Below are 14,700 nucleotides of genomic sequence, written 5' to 3'. Positions count from 1 at the left end.
GCTATTGCGCTCCTCCCTTGGCATCCAGCGAAGCCGAGGCCAGCACGCGCAGGCACAGGTCCTCGTAGGCAATGCCCGCCGCGCGCGCCGACATCGGCACCAGCGAATGGCTGGTCATGCCGGGCGAGGTGTTCATCTCGAGCAGGAAGGGCTTGCGGTCGCTGGCGCGGATCATCACGTCGGCGCGGCCCCAGCCGCGGCAGCCGAGCGTGTGGTACGCCGCCAGCGTGATGCGCTGGATCTCGTGTTCCTCGGCGGGGTCGAGGCCGCTCGGGCACTGGTACTTCACGTCATCAGTGAAGTACTTGTTCTGGTAGTCGTAGGCGCCTTCCGGCGCGGCGATGCGCACCACGGGCAGCGCGCGTGCATCGAGGCCCTGGCCGAGCACGGCGCAGGTCACTTCCTCGCCTTCGATGAATTCCTCGCACAGCACGTCGGCGTCGTACCTGGCCGACAGCGCCACGGCGTCCTGCATCTGCGAATAGCCCTCGACCTTGGTCACGCCGATGGACGAGCCTTCGCGCGGCGGCTTCACGATCAGCGGGAGGCCCAGCACGTCGGGCACGGCCCTGACCTGCTCGCGGCTCTGCTGGTCGAACGCCAGGCGCACGTACTTGGGCGTCGGCAGGCCGTCGGCCTGCCAGATGCGCTTGGTCATGACCTTGTCCATCGCCACGCTGGACGCCATCACGCCCGATCCGGTGTAGGGCATGCCGAGCAGCTCGAGCGCACCCTGCACCGTGCCGTCCTCGCCGTGGCGCCCATGCAGGGCGATGAAGCAGCGCGCGAAGCCGTCGCGCCGAAGCTCGGCCAGGTCGCGCTCCGACGGATCGAAGGCATGCGCATCGACGCCGCGCGAGCGCAGCGCCTGGAGCACGCCCGTGCCGGACATGATCGAAATCTCGCGTTCCGCGGAGCTTCCGCCGAACAGCACCGCCACCTTGCCGAATTGCTTTGGATCCTGAAGCGTCATGGGTTCACCTCCGCGCCGCGCGCCGCACCGGCAATTTCTACGACCTTGCCCGGCACCGCGCCGATGGAGCCCGCGCCCATGCAAAGCACCACGTCGCCGTCGCGCGCGTTGTCCAGGATGGCCTGGGGCATGGCGCCGATGTCGTCGACGAACACAGGCTCTACCTTGCCGGCCACGCGCAATGCGCGCGCCAGCGTGCGGCCGTTGGCGGCCACGATGGGCGGTTCGCCGGCGGCGTACACCTCGCCCAGCAGCACCGCGTCGGCATTGCCGATGACCTTGACGAAATCCTCGAAGCAGTCGCGCGTGCGGGTGTAGCGGTGCGGCTGGAATGCCAGCACCAGCCGGCGACCCGGGAACGCACCGCGCGCCGCGGCGATGGTCGCGGCCATCTCGACCGGGTGATGCCCGTAGTCGTCGATCACAGTGAAGCTGCCGGCCTGCGGCCCTTGCACCGCCACCTCGCCGTAGCTCTGGAAGCGGCGGCCCACGCCCTTGAAGCCGGCCAGCCCGCGCTGCACCGCCTCGTCGGGGATGCCGAGCTCCACCGCCACCGCGATCACCGACAGCGCGTTGCGCACGTTGTGTTCGCCCGGAAGGTTCAGCACGATGGGCAGGTCCGGCAGCGTGACGCCATTGCGCCGCTGCGCGGTGAAATGCATCTGGCCGCCCACGGCGCGCACGTCGACCGCGCGAACCTGCGCGTCTTCGCCGAAACCGTAGCTGGTGACCGGGCAGGTGACGTGGGACACGATGTCCCGCACCGCCGGATCGTCGGTGCACAGGATGGCCACGCCATAGAACGGCATGCGGTGCAGGAAATCGACAAAGGCCTTCTTGAGCTTCTCGAAGTCGTGCCCGTAGGTTTCCATGTGGTCGGCATCGATGTTCGTGACCACCGCCATGACGGGCAGCAGGTTCAGGAACGAGGCATCCGACTCGTCGGCCTCCACCACGATGTAGTCGCCGCTGCCCAGTTGCGCATTGGCACCGGCGCTGTTGAGCCGCCCGCCGATCACGAAGGTCGGGTCGAGCCCGGCGGCATCGAGCACGCTGGCCACGAGGCTCGTGGTGGTGGTCTTGCCGTGCGTGCCCGCAATCGCGATGCCCTGCTTCAGGCGCATCAGCTCGGCCAGCATCAGCGCGCGCGGCACCACCGGGATGCGCTTCTCGCGCGCGGCCAGCACTTCGGGGTTGTCCGACTGCACCGCGGTGGACGTGACGACCGCGTCGGCGCCGTCGATGTGCGCCGCCGCATGGCCCACGAAGGTGCCGATGCCCAGGCCGGCCAGCCGGCGCAGCGTCGCGCTGTCGGCCAGGTCGGAGCCGGTGATGCGGTAGCCGAGGTTGAACAGCACCTCGGCGATGCCGCTCATGCCGGAACCGCCGATGCCGACGAAGTGGATGTGACGGATTGCGTGCTTCATTTGGCAAGCTCCTCGCATGCCTGGACGACAGCCTGGACGGCGTCGGTCTTCTGCATGGTCTTGGCCCTGGTGGCCTTGTCGATCAGCGCGGTGCGCTCGGTTTTCTGTAGCAAGTCAGCCAGCAATTCAGGTGTGAGGTCGGTCTGCTGCACCAGCCAGCCGCCGCCCGCGTCGACGAGGAAGCGCGCGTTGGTGGTCTGGTGGTCGTCGACCGCCGAGGGAAAAGGCACGAACAGCGCTGCTGCGCCGACGGCCGCGATTTCTGTGACGGTGCTGGCCCCGGCGCGCGCGACGATGATGTCGGCGTCGGCGTAGGCCTGCGCGGTGTCTTCGATGAACGGCGTGAGCTCGCCGTCGACGCCGGCCGCCGCGTAGTTGGCGCGCAGCGCGTCGATCTGCTGGGCGCCGCTCTGGTGCAGCACCTGCGGGCGCGCGCCCGGTTCGATGCGTGCGAGCGCCTGCGGCACCACGGCATTGAGCGCCTTGGCACCGAGGCTGCCGCCGACCACCAAGAGACGCAGCGGCCCGCTGCGGCCCGCGAAGCGCACCGCGGGATCGGGTTGCGAGGTGAACGCCGCGCGCAACGGGTTGCCGACCCATTGCGCTTTCTTCAGCACATTGGGGAACGCAGTGAACACGCGATCGGCCACGCCCGACAGTACCTTGTTGGCAAGGCCGGCGACCGAGTTCTGTTCGTGCAGCACCAGCGGCTTGTTGAGCAGCACGCTCATCATTCCGCCCGGAAAAGTGATGTAGCCGCCCAGGCCCACCACCACGTCGGGCTGGACGCGGCGGACCACGCCCAGGCTCTGCCAGAAGGCGCGCAAGAGGCGCAGTGGCAGCAGGAACAGCGTGAGCGGGCCCTTGCCGCGCACGCCGCCGAACTGCACCGGCTCGAACGCGAAGCCGCGCGGCGGCACGAGCTTTTCTTCCATGCTGCCGGGTGCCCCCAGCCAGTGCACGCGCCAGCCGCGCTCGCGCAGCGCCTCGGCGACCGCGAGCCCCGGAAAGATGTGGCCGCCCGTTCCGCCGGCCATGACGAGTGCGGTGCGCCCGGTCATATGCGGCCTCCGCGCATCAGCACCCTGTTCTCATAGTCGATGCGCAGCACCACGGCCAGCGCCACCAGGTTCATCAGGATGGCCGAGCCGCCGAAGCTCATGAGCGGCAAGGTCAGGCCCTTGGTCGGCAGCGCGCCGAGGTTCACGCCCATGTTGATGAAGGCCTGGAAGCCGATCCACACGCCCACGCCTTGCGCCACGAGCCCCGAGAACACGCGGTCGAGCGCGATCGCCTGGCGGCCGATGTGCATGATGCGGCGGGTCAGCCAGAGGAACATGCCGATGATCAGCAGCACGCCGAGCAGGCCGAACTCTTCGCCGATGACTGCGAGCAGGAAGTCGGTGTGCGCCTCGGGCAGCCAGTGCAGCTTCTCGACGCTGCCGCCCAGCCCCACGCCGAAGATCTCGCCGCGGCCGATGGCGATCAGCGAATGCGAGAGCTGGTAGCCCTTGCCCAGCGCATGCTCCTCGCTCCACGGGTCCAGGTACGCGAAGATGCGCTCGCGCCGCCACGGGCTGGTCGCGACGATGGTGCCGAAGGCCACCACCACCAGCGCGGCAATCACGAAGAACATGCGGGCATTCACGCCGCCCAGGAACAGGATGCCCATGGCGATCACGGCAATCACCATGAACGCGCCCATGTCGGGCTCGGCCATCACCAGCATGCCGACCACCACCACCGCGATGCCCATCGGCAGCACGGCGCGGAAGAAGCGCTCCTTGATCTCCATCTTGCGCACCATGTAGCTGGCGGCGTAGAGCACCATCGCGAGCTTGGCGAGCTCCGACGGCTGGAAGCGCATGAAGCCCAGCGGCAGCCAGCGCCGCGCGCCATTCACGTTGATGCCGACATGCGGAATGAGCACCGCCACCAGGAGCAGCAGCGAGGCGACGAAGAGCCAGGGCGCGGCGCGCTCCCAGGTCTTCATCGGGATCTGGAAGGCCAGCAGCGCCGCGATGAACGCGAACACCACCGAAGCCGCATGCCGGGTGAGGAAGAACGAGGCGCTGTAGCCGGCGCGGGCGAAACGCGGGTTGTCGGGCAGCGCAATGGAGGCCGAATACACCATCACCAGGCCCCAGGTGAGCAGCGCGACGGTGACCCACACCAGCGCCTGGTCGAAGCCCAGCACGCGCATCGGCGCGGCCTTTGTCTGCGTGACGCCGGCGCCGCCGAGGCGCACCGGCAGGTGCACGGGCAGCGAATCGATGCCGCTGCGCGCGCGCCTGAACCATCCGCCGAAGCGGCTGGTCTTTGCGTTGGGCGTGGCGCCGGCGGCTGCAGTGTTCAAACCGGGTCTCCCGAGGAAAAGTCGGCATCGTTGGACGAGGCGGCCTCGTGCGGGTCGTCCGCCAGCGCCTGCACGGCCTCGCGGAACACGGCCGCACGGTGCTCGTAGTCCTTGAACATGTCGAAGCTCGCGCAGGCGGGCGAGAGCAGCACGGCATCTCCGGGGTTGGCGCGCGCGGCCGCGAGCCGGACGGCTTCTTCCATCGCGCCGGCCTGCATCAGCGAGACGCCGGTGGTGGCCAGCGCCTGCTCGATCAGCGGTGCATCGCGGCCGATGAGCACCACGGCGCGTGCATACCGGCGCACGGGTTCGGCGAGCGGCTCGAAGTCTTGCCCCTTGCCTTCACCGCCCAGGATGACGACCACGCGGCGGTCTTCGCCCAGGCCGTTCAGGGCTGCGACGGTGGCGCCCACGTTGGTGCCCTTGCTGTCGTCGAAGTATTCGACCTCGTCCACCAGCGCGATCGGCTCCACGCGGTGCGGCTCGCCGCGGTATTCGCGCAGGCCATAGAGCATGGGGCCGAGCGGGCAATCGGCGGCGCTGGCCAGCGCAAGCGCCGCGAGGGCGTTCATGGCGTTGTGGCGTCCGCGGATGCGCAGCGCGTCGGCGGGCAACAGGCGCTGCAGGAAGATTTCTTCCTCCACCACGGCGCCGCGCTTGCGCTTCTGCGTTTCGTCGGCTTCGAGCGCGCGCACCAGCCAGGTCATGCCGTTGACCCGCTCGATGCCGTAGTCGCCCGGGCGCAGCGGCATCGCGCTGCCGAAGGTGACGTGGGTGCGGATCTGCGGGCGCTGCAGCTTTACCTTGATGGGCGCAGGCAACATCGCCATCACGCCCGGATCGTCACGGTTCAGCACCATGAGGCCCTTGGCGCCGAAGATGCGCGCCTTGGCCGACGCATACGACGCCATGTCGCCATGCCAGTCGAGATGGTCCTGCGTGAGATTGAGCACCGCTGCGGCCGTTGGCTCGAAACCCTGCACGCCGTCGAGCTGGAAGCTCGAGAGTTCGAGCACCCAGACCTCGGGCAGCGTGCCGGCGTCCATGTGTGCGGCCAGGGTGTCGAGCAGCGTCGGGCCGATGTTGCCGGCCACGGCGACGCGCTTGCCCGCGCGCTCGACGAGTTGGCCGGTGAGCGCGGTGACCGTGGTCTTGCCGTTGGTGCCGGTGATGGCGAGCACCGCGGGCGTGTAGCCCTTGGGTGCCGGCGGCTCTTCGATGGGCACCAGCGGCAGTTGGAGCGTGGGCTCTTCCTCGACCGCCGCGGACGCGGGGTTGGAGGCGGAGAGCTCCGCGATCCTGGCGACGAACTCGGCCGCCTCCCGGGCCGCGGTCGGGACATAGGGCTTGCCGGTGCTCGGCAGCCTGGACATGGTGGCGGTCGCCGGCGCCGCGGCTTCGGGGATTGCAGGCGCCTCTGCCGAAGATGCTTCTTCCGCCGGCTGCGCCACCGGGACGCTCGACGACGGATCGCGCGGCACGGCTTCCGCCATGGCGGCGGGCGCCGGCTCGGATTCGGGCGGTGCGGCCGTCGTTGGAGCTTCGTCCGTTTCGCTGGCTACCGGCGCAGCCGCTGCGGCCTGTTCGGTCTCGACCGGCGCGGCTTCGGCGGCTTCGGCCTCCAGGTCGAGCTCGCCCTGCGGCTCGACGGCTGGCGCCGCTTCCGCCTCCGGCTCCGCATCCCGCAGCGGCACCTCGACCGTCTGCAGATCCCGCAACGCATGCGCGAACAGATCGAGCTCGCCGCCCACCGCCAGGCCCACGGCCCGTGCCGCATCCACGATAGGCGCGATGGTCGTGGGCGACAGGCCCGGCGAGCGGTACACCGCGCGGATCGGCGTGCCTTCGATCAGCGCGGCCGAGAACGGACCGCCGATGAAAACGACGCCGGGAAGCTCGGCCCGCAGCGTGGCCAGCGCGGCTGGCGCCTCGCGCGTGTCGGCCACGGTCACCACGGCGCCGTGGCGTGCGCACCAGCGCGCCATCGCCAGCCCGGACGCACCGAGGCCGAGGACGAGGACGGGGAGGTCTTTCAGGTGCCGCATGTGACCGTTACCGCAGCTTCAACGTCGAAAGGCCCACGAGGCACAGCAGCATCGTGATGATCCAGAAGCGCACCACGACCTGCGTCTCGCGCCAGCCGCTTTTCTCGAAGTGGTGGTGCAGCGGCGCCATCTTGAGCACGCGGCGGCCCTCGCCGTAGCGCTTCTTGGTGTACTTGAAGTACATGACCTGCGCCATCACCGAGATCGCCTCGACCACGAAGATGCCGCCCATGATGAAGAACACGATCTCCTGGCGCACGATGACCGCGATGGTGCCCAGCGCGCCGCCGAGCGCGAGCGCGCCCACGTCGCCCATGAAGACCTGCGCCGGATGGGTGTTGAACCAGAGGAAGGCCAGGCCCGCGCCGGCCATGGCCGAGCAGAACACCAGCAGCTCGCCGGAGCCGGGGATGTTGGGAAACAGCAGGTACTTGGAATACACCGCGCTGCCCGTGACGTAGGCGAACACGCCCAGCGCCGAGCCGACCATCACCACCGGCATGATCGCCAGCCCGTCGAGGCCGTCGGTCAGGTTGACCGCGTTGCTCGCGCCAACGATCACGAGGTAGGTCAGGATCACGAAGCCGATGCCGCCGAGCGGATAGCTCACTTCCTTGAAGAAGGGCACCAGCAGGTTGATCTTGGGCGGAAAGTCGAGGTCGAAGCCCGACTGCACCCAGGCGAAGAACAGCTGCAGCACGCGCCAGTTGGAGCTTTCCGAAATGCTGAAGAGCAGGTAGAAGCCCGCGATCAGGCCGACCACGGATTGCCAGAAATACTTCTCGCGCGAGCGCATGCCCTCGGGGTCCTTGCGCACCACCTTGCGCCAGTCGTCGACCCAGCCGATGGCGCCGAAGCCCAGCGTCACCCACAGCACGATCCAGACGAAGCGGTTCGAGGCGTCGAACCACAGCACGGTGGCAAAGGCGATGGCAAACAGCACCAGCACGCCGCCCATGGTGGGCGTGCCGCTCTTGGTCAGGTGCGTTTCCATCCCGTAGCCGCGCACCGGCTGGCCGATCTTGAGCGCGGCCAGGCGGCGGATCACGTAGGGACCGGCCACCAGGCCGACCACCAGCGCCGTGAGCGCGGCCATCAACGCACGGAACGTGAGGTACTGGAAAACGCGCAGGAACCCGAACTCGGGCGAAAGTGTTTGCAGCCATTGGGCCAGGCTCATCAGCATGTCGTCTTGCGCGGCTCATGCGTCATGACCGGCCTCCTTTTGTTGTTGTCGTGATTGCTCGATGGCCTGCACCACCCGCTCCATCTTCATGAAGCGCGAACCCTTGACCAGCACGCTCGCCACCTGCGGCAGCTGCGCCAGCACCGTGGCATTGAGTGCCTCCACGCTGTCGAAATGGTGGCCGTTGCCAGCCCCGAAATCGCCGCCGTTGAAAGCGGCGACCCCGTGCGCGGTTTCGTTGCCCAGGCCATACAGCGTTTCGATGCCGCGCTGGCGCGCCCAGTCGCCGACCTCGGCATGGAATTCGGGGCCGCGATTGCCGACCTCGCCCATGTCGCCGAGCACCAAGAGGCGCGGGCCCGGAAGTGCGGCGAGCACGTCGATGGCGGCGCGCACGGAATCGGGGTTGGCGTTGTAGCTGTCGTCCACCAGGGTGAGCGCATGCCCCCCGGCCAGCACGACCTCGCTCGCCTTGGAGCGGCCTTTCACCGGCTGGAAGGCCGTGAGGCCCGCGCCGATGGTCTCGAGCGACACGCCGGCCGCCAGCGCACAGGCGGTGGCCGCCAGCGCGTTGACGACGTTGTGCCGGCCCGCGATGTGCAGGCGCGCATCGAAATCGCCCAGCGGCGTGCGGATGCGCACCTGCCAGGCGCCCTGCTGCCAGTCGGCGCGGCGCAGCGTAATGTCGGCGTCTTCGTGTTCGCCGAAAGTCATGCAGCGGCGCATGGCGCCGTTGTGCGCCATGTCGCTCCACAGCGAGGTGAAGTGATCGCCGTACGGGAACACCGCGGTGCCGTCTTCGGGCAGCGAGGTGAACACTGCGCCGTTCTCGCGCGCCACCGCCTCGATGGTGGCCATGAACTCCAGGTGCTCGCGCTGCGCGTTGTTGACCAGCGCGATGGTCGGGCGCGCCATGGCCGCCAGCCGGACGATCTCGCCCGGGTGGTTCATGCCCAGCTCGACCACCGCATGCTGGTGCTTCGCGCGCAGGCGCAGCAGGGTCAGCGGAACGCCGATCTCGTTGTTGAAGTTGCCGGCGGTCGCCAGCGCACGATCGGCCCGGAACGCGAACAGGATGGCCGCGATCATCTGCGTGACCGTGGTCTTGCCGTTGCTGCCGGTGACCGCGATCAAGGGCAGGTCGAACTGCGCGCGCCAGCCCGCGGCCAGCGCGCCGAGCGCGGCCAGCGAGTCCGGCACTTCGAGGCCCGGAAGGCCGGCTTCCTGCAAGCCGTGGTGCGCAATGGCCGCCACCGCGCCGCGGGCCTTGGCATCGGCCAGGAATTCGTTCGCATCGAAGCGTTCGCCCTTGAGGGCGACGAACAGGTCGCCGTTGGCGAGCGTGCGCGTGTCGGTATGGACACGGCTGACGAGCGTGGTGGGCTCGCCCACCAGGCGCGCGCCGGGAATCCACCGCTGCACCTGGGCCAGCGTGAGCAGGAGCGGCGTCGATTCGCTCATGCGTGGCCTCCCCGCTTTGCGAGCGCTTCGAGCGCATGGGTCCGGTCGGAGAAGGGGATGCGCTGTCCGGCAATTTCCTGCCAGGCTTCATGGCCCTTGCCGGCAATGAGCACCACGTCTTCGGACGCGGCCTGGGCGATGGCGTCGGCGATGGCCGTACCGCGGTCGGGCTGCACCTGCGCCGCCTCGGGACGCGAGAGGCCGAGCAGCACCTGGCTGATGATCGCGTCGGGGTTCTCGCTGCGCGGGTTGTCGCTGGTCACGATGACGCGATCGGCCTGGCGCTCGGCCACGGCGGCCATCATCGGACGCTTGATCGGGTCGCGGTCGCCGCCGCAGCCGAACAGGCACCACAGTGCGCCGCCGCGCTGCCGCGCGAGCGGGCGCAGGCCGGCCAGGGCCTTGTCCAGCGCATCGGGCGTGTGGGCGTAGTCGACCACGGCCAGCGGCGCATTGGCGGAGGCGCCCACGCGCTCCATGCGGCCGGGCACGCTGGTGAGACTGGCGCAGGCCGCCACGGCCTCGGCCAGCGAGAGCCCCAGCGCCCGCAGCGTGCCGAGCACGCCGAGCAGGTTGGCCACGTTGTACTGGCCGATCAAGCCGGTCGAGATGCGTTCCACGGACGGCGTGCCGTGTTCGGCGATGGAGAACTGCAGGCCCTCGACGCCGTAGCCGATGTCGCGCGCCATGAGCCGCGCCGGACTGCCGGCAGCCGAAACGGTCCACACGTCGAGCGCGCCGATGCCGCCTTCGACAAGGTTCGCGCACAGGCTCGCGCCGTGCACGTCGTCGATGTTGATGACCGCGGCGCGCAGGCCGGGCCAGCGGAACAGCTCGGCCTTGGCCTTCCAGTAGGCCTCCATGCTGCCGTGGTAGTCGAGATGGTCCTGCGTGAAGTTGGTGAACACGGCCACTGCGATGCGCGCGCCGTCGAGGCGCCGTTCGGCGATGCCGATCGACGAGGCCTCGATGGCGCAGGCGCCGAACCCCCGTTCGACAAGGGAACGCAGCTCGCGCTGCATCATCACGGGGTCGGGCGTGGTGAGGCCGGTGTAGCTGAGCTCCGGCGGCACGCCGATACCCAGCGTGCCCATCACCGCGCAGGGCGAAGGCACGCCGCGCTCGGTGGAACCGTCGGGGCGCAGCGCGCGAACGCCGCCGGGCACCGCCAGCGTGGACAGCGATTCGGCGAGCCACCAGGCCGTGGAGGTCTTGCCGTTGGTGCCGGTCACGGCCAGCAGCTCGAGTGCGGCCGAGGGGTTGTCGTAGAAGGCCGAGGCGATCGGGCCGGTCGCAGCCTTGAGTCCGGGGTAGCTGGCGATGCGGTCGTCGCCCTGGAATCCGAAAGCCTCGACGCCGTCGTGCTCGACCAGACAGGCCGCAGCGCCCTGTGCCAGCGCAGCAGTGACGTGCTTGCGCCCGTCGGTCGCGGCGCCGGGCCACGCGATGAAGCCGTCGCCGGCGCCCACCGGCCGGCTGTCCGCATGCAGCGCACCCCGCACGCGCTCCTTGAGCCAGAGCGCGGCGAGCTGGGGAGAAGTGAGTGTCAGCATGCTCAGAAGCTCTCGTCGACGCCTTGCGTCAGCACCAGAGGTTTGACCGCGAGATCGGGCGGAACGTTCATCATGCGCAGGGTCTGCTGCACGACTTCGCTGAAAACGGGCGCGGCGGCCACGCCGCCGAAATACTGGCCGTCGCTCGGCTCGTCGATCATCACGGCCACGATGATCCGCGGCTTCTCGATGGGCGCCATGCCGGTGAACCAGGCCCGGTACTTGTTGCTCGCGTAGCCCTTGCCCACCTGCTTGTGCGCCGTGCCCGACTTGCCGCCGACCGAATAGCCGATGGTCTGCGCGCGCGTGCCCGTACCGCCCGGTCCGGCGGCCATCTGCAGCATCTTGCGCACTGCGAGCGCGTTGGCGGAAGAGAACACCTGCACCCCCGCCGGCGGCGTGGCGTTCTTGAGAATGGTGACCGGGATGATCGCGCCGTCGTGCGCGAACGCGGTGTATGAATGCGCCATCTGGAACAGCGACGCCGACAGGCCGTAGCCGTAGGCCATGGTGGCCTGCTCCACCGGCTTCCAGGTCTTCCAGGGCCGCAGCCGGCCGCTCACGGCGCCGGGAAACTGGATCTGCGGCTTCTGGCCGTAGCCGAGTGCGGTGTAGGTGTCCCACATCTCGTGCGGCGACATCTTCTGCGCGATCTTGAGCGCGCCCACGTTGCTCGACTTCTGGATCACGCCTTCGACTGTCAGCGTGCCGTAGTTGTGCGTGTCGCTGATGGTGAAGCCGCCGATCTGGAAGCGGCCAGGGCCGGTTTCGATCAGGGTCGAGGGCTTCACGCGGCCGGCTTCCAGCGCCATGCCGACCGTGATCGGCTTCATGGTGGAGCCGGGTTCGAAGGTGTCGGTGAGCGCGCGGTTGCGCAACTGTTCGCCGGTGAGGTTCTGGCGCCTGTCGGGCACGTAGCTCGGGTAGTTGGCCAGCGCCAGCACCTCGCCGGTGACCGCATCGAGCACCACCACGCTGCCGGCCTTGGCGCGCCGCGCGGTCACGGCATCGCGCAGCTTCTGGTAGGCGAAGAACTGCACCTTGCTGTCGACGCTCAGCTGGATGTCCTTGCCGTCGACAGGCGGCACCTGTTCGCCCACTCCTTCGACCACGCGGCCCAGGCGGTCCTTGATGACGCGGCGGGAACCCGCCTTGCCGGCCAGGTCCTTGTTGAACGAAAGCTCGATGCCTTCCTGCCCGTTGTCCTCGACGTTGGTGAAGCCCACCACGTGCGCCGCGGCCTCGCCCTCGGGGTACTGGCGCTTGTATTCCTTGCGCTGGTAGATGCCCTTCAGGTTGAGCGCCGCGATCTGCTTGGCGATGGGCTCGTCGACCTGGCGCTTGATCCAGACGAAGGTCTTGTCCTCGTCCTCGAGCTTCTTGTCGAAGTCCTTCTGCGGCATTTCGAGCAGCTTGGCCACCTGCTTGAGCTTGGCGCGGACTTCGGGGTCGTCGCGTTCGACGTCTTCAGGGATGGCCCAGATGCTCGGCGCCACCACGCTGGAGGCCAGGATGAGCCCGTTGCGGTCGAGGATGCGCCCGCGGTTGGCAGGCAGCTCGAGCGTGCGCGCAAAGCGCACCTCGCCCTGCCGCTGGAAGAAGCTGTTGTTGAAGACCTGCACGTACGCGGCCCGGCCCGCCAGCACGACGAAGCCGAAGGCAATGCCGGCGACGATGAACTTGCTGCGCCAGACCGGCGTCTTGCTCGCGAGCAAGGGGCTGGTGGTGTAGCGGACGCTGCGGCGGCTCATCGCTGGACCTTTGCGGCGGGCTTGGTCGCCGGAACTGCCGGCGGCGCGGGCGGCGGCGCCACCACGGCCGGGATCACCGAGCCATCGGGCCGCACGTACTGCGTGATGGCGGGTGTGGTGGTGCGCATCTGCAGCTGCTCCTTGGCCAGCTTCTCGACCCGCAGCGGCGTGGCCTGTGCGCGCTTTTCCACCTGGAGGCGGTCGCGGTCGAGCTCCAGGCGGCGCGCCTCCTGCTGCGCGCGGTCGAGCTCGGTATAGAGCTGGCGCGACAGGTACTGCGTGTGCACGAGGTAGAGCGCGGAGGCGACCACCGCGAGCATCAGGAGCAGGTTGAGGCGTGCCATGTCAAGCAAGCTCGGTGCGCTCTGCCACGCGCAGGATGGCGCTGCGCGAGCGCGGGTTGCCTTGCACCTCTTCGGCCGAAGGCTTGATGCGGTCGAGCGCACGCAGCTTCATCACCTTGGGGGCGGCGAACGGTGCGCGGCGGTCGTACACCTCCTTGGAGTGCTTGGCGATGAATTGCTTGACGATGCGGTCTTCCAGCGAGTGGAAGCTGATGACCGCGAGCCTGCCGCCGGGCTGCAGCACGGAAAGGCTCGCCTCTAGCGCCTGTTGCAGCTCTTCAAGCTCGGCGTTGATGAAAATCCGAAAAGCCTGAAATGTGCGCGTTGCAGGGTTCTGGCCCTGCTCGCGGGTTTTGACCGTGCCAGCCACGAGCTCGGCCAGTTCGGTGGTGGTTGAAATTGCGCCCCGTTCTTGTCTGCGAGCAACAATCGCCTTTGCAATCTGAACAGCAAACCGTTCTTCGCCATAGTCACGGATCACCTCTGCAATCTGCTGAAGTTCGGCCGTTGCCAGCCATTCGGCCACGCTCTCGCCGCGCGTGGTATCCATGCGCATGTCGAGCGGGCCGTCGAAACGAAAACTGAAGCCGCGCACCGGGTTGTCGATTTGCGGCGAACTCACGCCCAGGTCCATCAGCACACCCGCGACGCTGGCATCGGGCAACTCGCCCAGCGAACGGAATCCCTGGTGCCGGATGGAAAAACGCGCATCCGAGATGCGCGCTGCTTCGGCCACCGCTTCCGCATCCTTGTCGAATGCGATCAGCCTGCCTTCCGGTGCCAGCCTCGCGAGAATGGCGCGTGCGTGCCCTCCGCGCCCGAAGGTTGCGTCCACGTAGGTGCCCGCGGCCGCCGCGCTGCCTGAAAGAAGGGCATCCACCGCTTCTTCCAGCAACACGGTGGTATGGGTCCATGGAGTGTTCACACGGGTCCTCAGAACGCGAAGTCCTGAAACACATCGGGCATCTGGCCCTGGGTGGCCTCGGCCTCCTTGGCTTCGTAGGTGGCCTTGTCCCAGAGTTCGAAATGATTGCCCATGCCAAGCAACAAGGTTTCGCGCGAAATGCCCGTGGCCGCACGCAGTTCGGGCGAAACGAGGATGCGGCCCGTGCCGTCCATCTCGACGTCCATCGCGTTGCCGAGGAATACGCGCTTCCACCACTGTGCCGACATCGGGAGCGCTGCGATGCGCTCGCGAAATTTCTCCCACTCGGGACGCGGGAACACCATGAGGCAGCCGTGGGGATGCTTGGTGATGGTGAGCTGGCCGTTCGCCGTCGCGCTCAGGACGTCGCGATGCCGGGTGGGCACGGAGAGCCTCCCCTTGGCATCCAGACTGAGCGATGAAGCGCCTTGAAACACGACCAGAACCCCTGTGTTGGGAGCGCCGCGGCGCCTGAAAGAGGCACCACCCGCACTTTTTCCCACTTAACTGCACTTTTTTGCACTGTAGCAGGAAACACTTCAACCGCAACTGGCCGTTGGTTGTATTTTTTGTAATGGAATCAACGACTTAGCGCCGATTCCCAAACCTGAAAACCGGTGAATTCCGTTGAATATGAAGTACTTAGCTCACGCAGTGAATGTGATGCGTGAAGCGCAGC

The 14,700-nt window shown here is 68.2% G+C and carries 12 protein-coding genes; all 12 read right to left on the bottom strand.

Annotation, left to right across the window (positions count from 1 at the left end):
* Window position 1: 1 nt before the first annotated feature.
* Genes ABID97_RS06245 through mraZ form a run of 12 tightly spaced genes read right to left on the bottom strand, consistent with a single transcriptional unit; the run spans window position 2 to window position 14,458 of the window.
* Complete coding sequence (locus ABID97_RS06245) at window positions 2-973, bottom strand: D-alanine--D-alanine ligase (RefSeq protein ID WP_354397669.1); 972 nt, start codon at window positions 971-973, stop codon at window positions 2-4.
* The gene (gene murC, locus ABID97_RS06240; RefSeq protein WP_354397668.1) at window positions 970-2,400 is read right to left on the bottom strand and encodes a UDP-N-acetylmuramate--L-alanine ligase; all 1,431 of its coding nucleotides are present in this window, start codon (window positions 2,398-2,400) and stop codon (window positions 970-972) included. The genes ABID97_RS06245 and murC overlap by 4 nt, the downstream gene beginning before the upstream one ends.
* A complete protein-coding gene (gene murG / locus ABID97_RS06235) occupies window positions 2,397-3,461 on the bottom strand; it encodes an undecaprenyldiphospho-muramoylpentapeptide beta-N-acetylglucosaminyltransferase (RefSeq protein WP_354397667.1) in 1,065 nt (354 codons plus the stop codon). The genes murC and murG overlap by 4 nt, the downstream gene beginning before the upstream one ends.
* Complete coding sequence (ftsW, locus tag ABID97_RS06230) at window positions 3,458-4,756, bottom strand: putative lipid II flippase FtsW (protein WP_354397666.1); 1,299 nt, start codon at window positions 4,754-4,756, stop codon at window positions 3,458-3,460. Before ftsW ends, murG begins: the two co-directional genes overlap by 4 nt.
* Complete coding sequence (gene murD, locus ABID97_RS06225; RefSeq protein WP_354397665.1) at window positions 4,753-6,801, bottom strand: UDP-N-acetylmuramoyl-L-alanine--D-glutamate ligase; 2,049 nt, start codon at window positions 6,799-6,801, stop codon at window positions 4,753-4,755. The genes ftsW and murD overlap by 4 nt, the downstream gene beginning before the upstream one ends.
* A 7-nt stretch (window positions 6,802-6,808) precedes the next feature.
* Window positions 6,809-7,987, bottom strand: a complete 1,179-nt coding sequence (gene mraY, locus ABID97_RS06220) for a phospho-N-acetylmuramoyl-pentapeptide-transferase (protein WP_093021885.1) — start codon at window positions 7,985-7,987, stop codon at window positions 6,809-6,811.
* Window positions 7,988-8,002: 15 nt separating this feature from the next.
* Complete coding sequence (locus ABID97_RS06215) at window positions 8,003-9,448, bottom strand: UDP-N-acetylmuramoyl-tripeptide--D-alanyl-D-alanine ligase (RefSeq protein WP_354397664.1); 1,446 nt, start codon at window positions 9,446-9,448, stop codon at window positions 8,003-8,005.
* Window positions 9,445-11,001 (bottom strand): Mur ligase family protein, encoded by a 1,557-nt coding sequence (locus ABID97_RS06210; protein ID WP_354397663.1) that lies wholly within the window; start codon window positions 10,999-11,001, stop codon window positions 9,445-9,447. The genes ABID97_RS06215 and ABID97_RS06210 overlap by 4 nt, the downstream gene beginning before the upstream one ends.
* Before the next feature lie 2 nt (window positions 11,002-11,003).
* Entirely contained in the window at window positions 11,004-12,752 is a 1,749-nt protein-coding gene (locus ABID97_RS06205; protein WP_354397662.1) for a peptidoglycan D,D-transpeptidase FtsI family protein, read from the bottom strand.
* The gene (ftsL, locus tag ABID97_RS06200) at window positions 12,749-13,096 is read right to left on the bottom strand and encodes a cell division protein FtsL (RefSeq protein ID WP_354397661.1); all 348 of its coding nucleotides are present in this window, start codon (window positions 13,094-13,096) and stop codon (window positions 12,749-12,751) included. The genes ABID97_RS06205 and ftsL overlap by 4 nt, the downstream gene beginning before the upstream one ends.
* A gap of 1 nt (window position 13,097) precedes the next feature.
* Window positions 13,098-14,021 (bottom strand): 16S rRNA (cytosine(1402)-N(4))-methyltransferase RsmH, encoded by a 924-nt coding sequence (gene rsmH, locus ABID97_RS06195; protein ID WP_354397660.1) that lies wholly within the window; start codon window positions 14,019-14,021, stop codon window positions 13,098-13,100.
* An 8-nt stretch (window positions 14,022-14,029) separates the two neighbouring features.
* Window positions 14,030-14,458 carry a division/cell wall cluster transcriptional repressor MraZ gene (gene mraZ, locus ABID97_RS06190; protein ID WP_354397659.1) on the bottom strand — a complete coding sequence of 143 codons (429 nt, stop codon included), beginning with the start codon at window positions 14,456-14,458 and terminating at the stop codon, window positions 14,030-14,032.
* Between the last annotated feature and the right edge of the window lie 242 nt (window positions 14,459-14,700).

Source organism: Variovorax sp. OAS795 (assembly GCF_040546685.1).
Classification (GTDB): Bacteria; Pseudomonadota; Gammaproteobacteria; order Burkholderiales; family Burkholderiaceae_C; genus Variovorax.
This window is presented reverse-complemented; position numbering and strand designations above follow the sequence as displayed.

Bases quoted from the DNA above. Each gene is read 5' to 3' on its own strand.
- ABID97_RS06245 (WP_354397669.1), bottom strand. From the start codon at position 973: ATGACGCTTCAGGATCCAAAGCAATTCGGCAAGGTGGCGGTGCTGTTC.
- ABID97_RS06215 (WP_354397664.1), bottom strand. From the start codon at position 9,448: ATGAGCGAATCGACGCCGCTCCTGCTCACGCTGGCCCAGGTGCAGCGG.
- murD (WP_354397665.1), bottom strand. From the start codon at position 6,801: ATGCGGCACCTGAAAGACCTCCCCGTCCTCGTCCTCGGCCTCGGTGCG.
- ABID97_RS06205 (WP_354397662.1), bottom strand. From the start codon at position 12,752: ATGAGCCGCCGCAGCGTCCGCTACACCACCAGCCCCTTGCTCGCGAGC.
- murC (WP_354397668.1), bottom strand. From the start codon at position 2,400: ATGAAGCACGCAATCCGTCACATCCACTTCGTCGGCATCGGCGGTTCC.
- ABID97_RS06210 (WP_354397663.1), bottom strand. From the start codon at position 11,001: ATGCTGACACTCACTTCTCCCCAGCTCGCCGCGCTCTGGCTCAAGGAG.
- mraY (WP_093021885.1), bottom strand. From the start codon at position 7,987: ATGCTGATGAGCCTGGCCCAATGGCTGCAAACACTTTCGCCCGAGTTC.
- ftsL (WP_354397661.1), bottom strand. From the start codon at position 13,096: ATGGCACGCCTCAACCTGCTCCTGATGCTCGCGGTGGTCGCCTCCGCG.
- murG (WP_354397667.1), bottom strand. From the start codon at position 3,461: ATGACCGGGCGCACCGCACTCGTCATGGCCGGCGGAACGGGCGGCCAC.